Origin of the sequence: Microvirga massiliensis, from assembly GCF_001006805.1 — a bacterium.
In the GTDB taxonomy this organism is placed as follows: Bacteria; Pseudomonadota; Alphaproteobacteria; order Rhizobiales; family Beijerinckiaceae; genus Microvirga; species Microvirga massiliensis.
Genome location: NZ_LN811382.1, coordinates 1 through 7,788, shown reverse-complemented (window position 1 = coordinate 7,788; position 7,788 = coordinate 1). Strand labels below are relative to the sequence as shown.

Sequence of the window (7,788 nt, the reverse complement as noted above, 5' to 3'; positions counted from 1 at the left end):
TAGGACGTGAACTTACGGCGCGTCGTTCACCCGATGCCCACGTATCGGCGACCCGCTGCCACCCGCCATTCGCTCCTACCGCGCCGGATCCGACCGAGGTCGTTCGGCGATCACGGCCGCTCCGGTGAAACCCGCACCCCGGAGCCACGTTAGCCAAGGCCATCGCATTGCTCTCCGGGAACCGGATCATGGCTGCGGCAGGGACACGTGCACACGAAGGAGTCGCCGCGGGCCTTACCGAGCATCCCACGTTGCACCGACCTCTTTCTGGGCCCTGACCCTGGGATCGATCGGCGTCGTCTACGGCGACATCGGCACGAGCCCGCTCTATGCCCTCAAGGAGAGCCTAGCCGCGGCCACCGGGCATGCGGGCGCCGGCGCGCTGACCCGCGAGATGGTGCTGGGCGTGGTGTCCCTGATCCTGTGGGCGCTGACCATCATCGTGACGCTCAAGTATGTCGTCCTCGTGCTGCGCGCCGACAACGAGGGCGAGGGCGGCACCCTCTCGCTCGTGACGCTCGCGCAGCGTGCGCTCGGTGGCGCCGCCGGGGCGACTATCGTCCTCGGCATGGTGGGCGCGTCGCTGTTCTATGGCGACGTCATCATCACGCCGGCGATCTCGGTGCTCTCCGCGGTCGAGGGCCTGAAGCTCGTGACGCCCGCCTTCGATTCCTACGTGGTGCCGCTCAGCCTCGCGATCCTGATCTCGCTCTTTGCCGTCCAGCGGTTCGGCACGGCGAGCGTGGCATCCTTCTTCGGGCCGCTCACCGCTTTATGGTTCCTCGTCATGGCCCTCGGCGGCCTGATGCATATCCGGGACGACCTGAGCATCCTCGCCGCGATCAATCCGGTGTATGGCCTCGATTTCCTGATGAACCATGGGACGGCTGGGCTCCTCGCTCTTGGTGCGGTCTTCCTCTCGGTGACGGGAGCCGAGGCCCTCTATGCCGATATGGGCCATTTCGGGCGCGCGCCGATCCGCACCGCCTGGCTCGGGCTCGTCTTCCCGGCGCTGGCGGTCAACTATCTCGGGCAGGGCGCCATGCTGCTCGCCGCGCCCGAGGGGCTCGAGAACCCGTTCTTCCTGCTCTACCCCGCATGGGCCCTGCTGCCGATGGTCATTCTCGCGACGGTGGCGACGATCATCGCGAGCCAGGCGGTGATCACCGGCGCCTTTTCGGTCTCGCAGCAGGCCATGCACCTGGGCGTGATCCCGCGCTTCCGGGTCCTGCGCACCTCCGAGACCGAGAAGGGCCAGATCTACATCCCGCTCATCAACTGGCTCCTGCTGTTCGCGGTGATCCTGCTCGTCGTGCTGTTCGAGAGCTCGAGTGCGCTGGCCGCCGCCTACGGTATCGCGGTTACGGGCGACATGGTGATCACGAGCTGCCTGCTCTTCATCGTGGCGTGGAAGTTCTGGCGCTGGTCGCCGGCGCTCGCCGCGCTGGTGATCGCGCCCTTCCTGGCAATCGAGCTCGTCTTCCTGTCGGCGAACGTGCTCAAGATCCCGCAGGGCGGCTGGTTCCCGCTGCTGACGGGCACCGGGCTGTTCATCCTCATGCGGACCTGGCGCAAGGGCACGCACCTCCTGGCGGAGATCACGTACCGGGACCGTCCGCCCCTGGCCGAGTTCATCCGGACGGCAGAACAGAGCACGGTGCCACGGGTGCCTGGGACCGCCATCTTCCTGACCGGGAACGCCCAGGACGTGCCGGCCGCCCTTCTCCACAACCTGAAGCACAACAAGGTGCTGCACGAGAAGAACATCATCCTGACCGTTGCCACCGAGGAGGTGCCGCGTCTCCGCGATGAGAGCCGGGTCACCACCGAAAAGCTCTCGGACCGGTTTTCGCGGGTGACGGTGCGGTTCGGCTTCATGGAACACCCGAACGTCCCGAAAGCACTCAAGGCCGCCGACTTCGATCTCGAGAACGCCTCGTTCTTCCTGTCGCGGCGGGCGCTGCAACCCTCGCGTGACGCGGGATTGTCGCTGTGGGAGGACTACATCTTCATCCCGCTCGCGCGCTCCGCGAGCGACGTGTCGGACCAGTTCTGCATCCCGGAGGATCGGGCCGTCGAGGTGGGGGCGCGGGTCACGATCTGATGAGCGGGCCGGTCCGCGAGGACTCCGCGACCCAGAGGTCCCGTGGGCGCGATGCCTCGATCGAGGGCATGTCGATGCGTGCACATGTCCGGGTCATCTTCCTGTATCTCGCGGCAACGGCCATCGTGTCCGGTGGGTATCTCCTGCATCGCATGGCGCTCCCCGATGCGCCCGGGCTTGCCTTGCTGGAAAGCCTTCTCTCAGGGGTCATCGTCACGGCCGTCATGACCATGCTGGGCCGTGATCCATTCTGATCGGGACCGCGCGACAGTGCGCAGACGCAGGTCGATGCCTCGATCCGCGTGTTGATGCGGCATGCGTCGCTCACGATCCGTTCCGGTCATGACACCGCCCGGCACTCATGCGCCGATCGCTTCGTCCGCCGTCCTCCGACAGCACGATCACCGGTGACGCCGCGCACGGTCAGACCGCCCAGGGACTCACGCAAGGATGCCATGTGGAAAATGGCGCGCGGCCTTGCGGCAACACGGCGGCACGTGGCCGACCGGTGCCGACACCCGCGAGAACGCCGACCCCCGGAAATCTTTATGGAATCTTCACATCGACGCGCGCGCCGCCCTCTCGATTCCTTACGCGGTCATCGTCACTCATTCGGTGCGGACGCTTCCACCTCGCCCGTGCCGGTGGACGCGATGCTGGCTTCGCACCCGCGGGCCGCCCTGCGCACCGCGGATGATCCGGGGAGTGACCGACATGCTCGACCTCATCGTAATCGCGACGGGCCTGGGCTTCTTCGCCCTGTCCGCCGGCTACGGAATTGCCTGCGAGCGTCTCTAGGAGCGCATCGATGATCCTGGAATACGCACTCGGAGCCGTCGTGGCCGCCGGACTCCTGCTCTACCTCATCTACGTCCTGGTCCGTCCCGAGCGGTTCTGAGGATCGCCCCCATGACCCTCAATGGCTGGATCCAGATCGCCCTCTTCTGCGCGATCGTTCTTGCGCTCGTGAAGCCGCTCGGCTGGTACATGACGCGCGTCCTCGACGGCGAGTTCGCTTTCCTCCGCCCGCTGGAGCGCCCGCTCTACCGGCTCGGCGGCATCGACGACCGCGAGGAGCAGCACTGGCTGACCTATGCGACTGCCATGCTGCTCTTCAATCTCGCGGGGTTCGTCCTGCTCTACCTCCTGCAACGGCTCCAGGCCGCGCTGCCCTTCAATCCGCAGGGCATGGCCGCCGTGCCCGCGGATCTCGCGTTCAACACGGCCGTCTCGTTCACGACCAACACGAACTGGCAGAACTACGGTGGCGAGAGCACGATGTCCTATCTCGTGCAGATGGCCGGGCTGACCGTGCAGAACTTCGTGTCGGCGGCAACCGGCATCGCAGTTGCCGTGGCGCTCATCCGAGGTTTCGCGCGGGCGTCGGCGCGCTCGATCGGCAATTTCTGGGTCGACCTGACCCGCGCGACGCTGTTCGTGCTGCTGCCGATCTCCATCGTGCTGACGCTGGTCTACGTGTTCCGCGGGGTTCCGCAGACGCTGTCGGCATATATCGTGGCCACGACGCTCGAGGACGCCAAACAAACGATCGCCGTTGGCCCGGTGGCATCGCAGCTTGCGATCAAGATGCTCGGCACCAATGGCGGCGGCTTCTTCAACGCCAACTCCGCTCATCCCTTCGAGAACCCGGACGCGCTCACGAATCTCGTGCAGATGGTCTCCATCTTCGCGATCGGCGCGGCGCTCACCAACGTCTTCGGCCGCATGGTCGGCGACGAGCGCCAGGGCTGGGCCCTCCTCGCGGCCATGGGCGTGCTGTTCCTCGCCGGCGTTGCCGTGACCTACTGGGCGGAGGCCTCCGGGAATCCGCTGATCCAGGCGCTCGGCGTCGAGGGCGGCAACATGGAGGGCAAGGAGGTCCGCTTCGGGATTGCCAGTTCAGCCCTGTTCGCGGTCATCACCACGGCCGCGTCCTGCGGTGCGGTGATCGCCATGCATGACAGCTTCATGCCGCTCGGCGGCATGATCCCGCTCATCAACATGCAGCTCGGCGAGATCATCGTCGGCGGCGTTGGCGCAGGCCTGTATGGTATGCTGATCTTCGTCGTGATCGCGATCTTCGTCGCGGGCCTGATGGTCGGTCGCACGCCGGAATATGTCGGCAAGAAGATCGAGGCCAAGGAGGTCAAGATGGCGATGCTCGCCATCCTGGTCCTGCCCTTGTTCATGCTGGGCCTCTCCGCACTCTCGGAGGTCCTGCCCTTCGCGGTATCGTCGATCGCCAATCCTGGGCCGCATGGGCATTCGGAGATTCTCTATGCCTTCACCTCGGCGGCGGCGAACAACGGCTCTGCCCTCGGTGGTCTCACCGGCAACACGCTCTGGTACAACCTGACATTGGGCGTGGCCATGCTGTTCGGCCGCTTCTTCGTCATTGTGCCGGCGCTGGCAATGGCGGGCTCGCTTGCGGCGAAGAGGACCGTGCCGGCCTCGGCGGGCACCTTCCCGACCCATGGCGGCCTGTTCGTCGGTCTGCTCGTCGGCGTCATCCTGATCGTCGGCGGGCTGACCTTCTTCCCGGCGCTGGCGCTCGGGCCGATCGTCGAGCATCTCGCGATGCTCTCGGGTCAGACCTTCTCCGCGAGCTGAGGTGGCCCATGAAGACCTCGCGTTCGCGCCTCCTCCTGCCGGGCGGCAACCGCCACAGCCGGCGCCACCGGGATCCGCCCGCCTTGAACCTGATCCTGGCGATCACGGCTCTTGCTTTTCTGGCCACCGGATGTCTGCTCCTCGTCGCCGTCATAGCGGGCTGAAGCCCGCGCGCTCCGCGATCGCGCAACTGCTTTTCTTCCTTCACCTCACCGGAGGTCTCGGAGTCCGCACCAATGGCCAGAACCAAGACCGCAACAATCGTTAGCCCGGCCATTCTCGGCCCGGCGCTGGGCTCGGCCTTCGCCAAGCTCGATCCGCGCGTCCTGATCAGGAACCCCGTCATGTTCGTGGTCGAGGTTGTCACAGTCCTGACCACGGTTCTGCTCATCCGCGACTTCGCCACGGGCAGGGAAGGGACCGGTTTCTCATTCCAGATCATCCTCTGGCTCTGGTTTACGCTTCTCTTCGCCAACTTCGCCGAGGCGGTCGCCGAGGGACGCGGCAAGGCGCAGGCCGAATCCTTGCGCCGGACCCGGACCGAGACGCAGGCGAAGCTCCTCCCGGGAGGCGAGGGCGGGAACTACCGCATCGTGCCCGGCACCAGCCTGAGGGCCGGGGACGTCGTCCTCGTCGAGGCAGGCGACATCATCCCATCCGATGGGGAGGTGATCGAGGGCGTGGCGTCGGTCAACGAGGCCGCCATCACGGGCGAGTCCGCTCCGGTGATCCGCGAGAGCGGCGGAGACCGCTCCGCGGTGACGGGCGGCACCCAGGTTCTGTCCGATTGGGTCAAGGTCCGCATCACGGCGGCACCCGGATCGACCTTCCTCGACCGCATGATCGCGCTCGTCGAGGGTGCCGCGCGGCAGAGGACCCCGAACGAGATCGCGCTCAACATCCTGCTCGCCGGCATGACGATCATCTTCGTCTTCGCCGTCGCGACCATCCCGGGCTACGCGAGCTATGCGGGCGGTGCTGTCGGAATCATCGCGCTCGTGGCGCTGTTCGTCACGCTGATCCCCACCACGATCGGCGCGCTGCTCTCGGCGATCGGTATTGCCGGCATGGATCGGCTGGTGCGCTTCAACGTGCTCGCCATGTCGGGCCGCGCGGTCGAGGCAGCGGGTGACGTCGACACGCTTCTCCTCGACAAGACCGGAACAATCACCCTCGGCAATCGGCAGGCGACGGAGTTCCTGCCCGTTGCTGGCGTGTCCGAGCAGGAACTCGCAGATGCGGCGCAGCTCGCGTCCCTGGCCGACGAGACACCCGAGGGGCGCTCGATCGTGGTGCTTGCAAAGGAGAAGCATGGGATCCGCGCCCGCGACATGGGCCAGTTGCACGCCCATTTCGTTCCGTTCACGGCCCAGACGCGCATGAGCGGCGTCGATCTCGACGGCTCCTCGATCCGCAAGGGCGCCATCGATGCAGTTCTGAAATCTGTTAACGCTCTGGCTGTACCAATGGCCGTCACCTCTGCCGCGGCCGTCCAGGTCCTCCGCCCGGCTACCAGCGCGGAAACCGTCCGCGAGATCCAGGTGCTGGCCGAGCGGATCGCCAGGGCTGGCGGTACGCCGCTTGCGGTCGCCAAGGGTGGGCGGCTTCTCGGCGTCATTCACCTCAAGGATATCGTCAAGGGCGGCATCCGCGAGCGCTTTGCGGAACTGCGCCGCATGGGCATCCGTACCGTCATGATCACGGGCGACAACCCGATGACTGCAGCCGCAATCGCTGCCGAGGCGGGGGTCGACGACTTCCTGGCCGACGCGACTCCAGAGAACAAGCTCCGGCTCATTCGGGAAGAGCAGGCCAAAGGCAAGCTCGTCGCCATGTGCGGCGATGGCACCAATGACGCCCCGGCACTCGCCCAGGCCGACGTGGGGGTCGCCATGAACACGGGGACGGTCGCGGCCCGCGAGGCCGGCAACATGGTCGACCTCGACTCCGACCCGACCAAGCTCATCGAGATCGTCGGGATCGGCAAGCAGCTCCTGATGACGCGCGGCTCGCTCACCACCTTCTCGATCGCCAACGACGTCGCGAAATACTTCGCGATCATCCCGGCGATGTTCGCTGCCATCTACCCGCAGCTCGGCGCGCTCAACATCATGGGTCTCGAAACCCCGCAGAGCGCAATCCTGTCCGCTATCATCTTCAATGCGCTGATCATCATCGCGCTCATCCCGCTGGCCCTGAGGGGTGTAAGATACCGGGCGATCGGCGCGGGGGCACTGCTGCGGCGCAACCTCCTCGTCTACGGCCTAGGCGGTCTCGTCGTTCCGTTCATCGGCATCAAATTCATCGACATGGTCATCACTGCCGTTGGCCTCGCCTGAAGGACCTGCTCCATGCTCAAGCAGCTTCGCCCCGCCCTCGTGATGATCCTGGCGCTGACCGCGATCACCGGCCTCCTCTATCCCCTCGCCATCACCGGCATCGCACAGACGGTGTTTCCGCGGCAGGCCAACGGCAGCCTGATCGAGCATGACGGCCAGGTGATCGGCTCCGAGTTGATCGGGCAGGCCTTTACCAGCGACCGCTACTTCCACGGGCGACCGTCCGCGACGACAGGTCCGGACCCTGCAGATGCGTCGAAGTCGGTGCCGGTGCCCTACAACGCCGCAAACTCGATGGGCTCGAATCTCGGCCCGACGAACGAGGCCCTGATCGAGCGCGTGCGGGGCAACGTAGACGCTCTCAAGGCACAGAATCCGAACGCGTCCGTGCCGATCGACCTCGTGACAACCTCGGGCTCGGGCCTCGATCCGCACATCACGCCTGAAGCTGCTCTGTTCCAGGTGCCGCGCGTAGCCCAGGCGCGGCACCTCTCCGAAAACCGCGTTCGCGCGCTCGTGAACAAGCATGTCGAGGACCGCAATCTTGGCGTCCTCGGCGAGCCACGCATCAACGTGCTGACCCTCAATCTCGCACTCGACGGGCTGCAAGCCCCTTGAGTACCGCGCGGCGTCCGGGCTGGATAGGCCGGAACGGCGGATGAGGATCGGCCATGCCCGATGATCGTCGCGACCCCGAGAAGCGCCCATCTCCGGAAGCGCTGTTGCAGGAGGCCC

General features: G+C 66.2%; 7 protein-coding genes. All 7 read left to right on the top strand.

All coding sequences use genetic code 11. The annotated features are described in order from the left end of the window. Positions 1–274: 274 nt before the first annotated feature. Positions 275–2,104 carry a potassium transporter Kup gene (locus BN1233_RS42140; protein ID WP_074078495.1) on the top strand — a complete coding sequence of 610 codons (1,830 nt, stop codon included), beginning with the start codon at positions 275–277 and terminating at the stop codon, positions 2,102–2,104. After that, positions 2,104–2,358 (top strand): hypothetical protein, encoded by a 255-nt coding sequence (locus tag BN1233_RS42135; RefSeq protein ID WP_046869663.1) that lies wholly within the window; start codon positions 2,104–2,106, stop codon positions 2,356–2,358. Before BN1233_RS42140 ends, BN1233_RS42135 begins: the two co-directional genes overlap by 1 nt. Before the next feature lie 554 nt (positions 2,359–2,912). After that, positions 2,913–3,002: a K(+)-transporting ATPase subunit F gene (gene kdpF, locus BN1233_RS44380; protein ID WP_063776759.1), complete on the top strand. Its 90-nt coding sequence runs from the start codon at positions 2,913–2,915 to the stop codon at positions 3,000–3,002. An 11-nt stretch (positions 3,003–3,013) separates the two neighbouring features. Then, positions 3,014–4,714, top strand: a complete 1,701-nt coding sequence (kdpA, locus tag BN1233_RS42125; protein ID WP_046869661.1) for a potassium-transporting ATPase subunit KdpA — start codon at positions 3,014–3,016, stop codon at positions 4,712–4,714. An 8-nt stretch (positions 4,715–4,722) separates the two neighbouring features. Continuing rightward, positions 4,723–4,878, top strand: coding sequence for a hypothetical protein (locus tag BN1233_RS48150; protein WP_154678371.1), 156 nt, complete (start codon positions 4,723–4,725; stop codon positions 4,876–4,878). A 72-nt stretch (positions 4,879–4,950) separates the two neighbouring features. Beyond that, on the top strand, positions 4,951–7,053 hold the full coding sequence (gene kdpB, locus BN1233_RS42120) for a potassium-transporting ATPase subunit KdpB (protein WP_046869660.1): 2,103 nt from the start codon (positions 4,951–4,953) through the stop codon (positions 7,051–7,053). 12 nt (positions 7,054–7,065) lie between these two features. After that, positions 7,066–7,671: a K(+)-transporting ATPase subunit C gene (locus BN1233_RS42115; protein ID WP_046869659.1), complete on the top strand. Its 606-nt coding sequence runs from the start codon at positions 7,066–7,068 to the stop codon at positions 7,669–7,671. Positions 7,672–7,788: the final 117 nt, after the last annotated feature.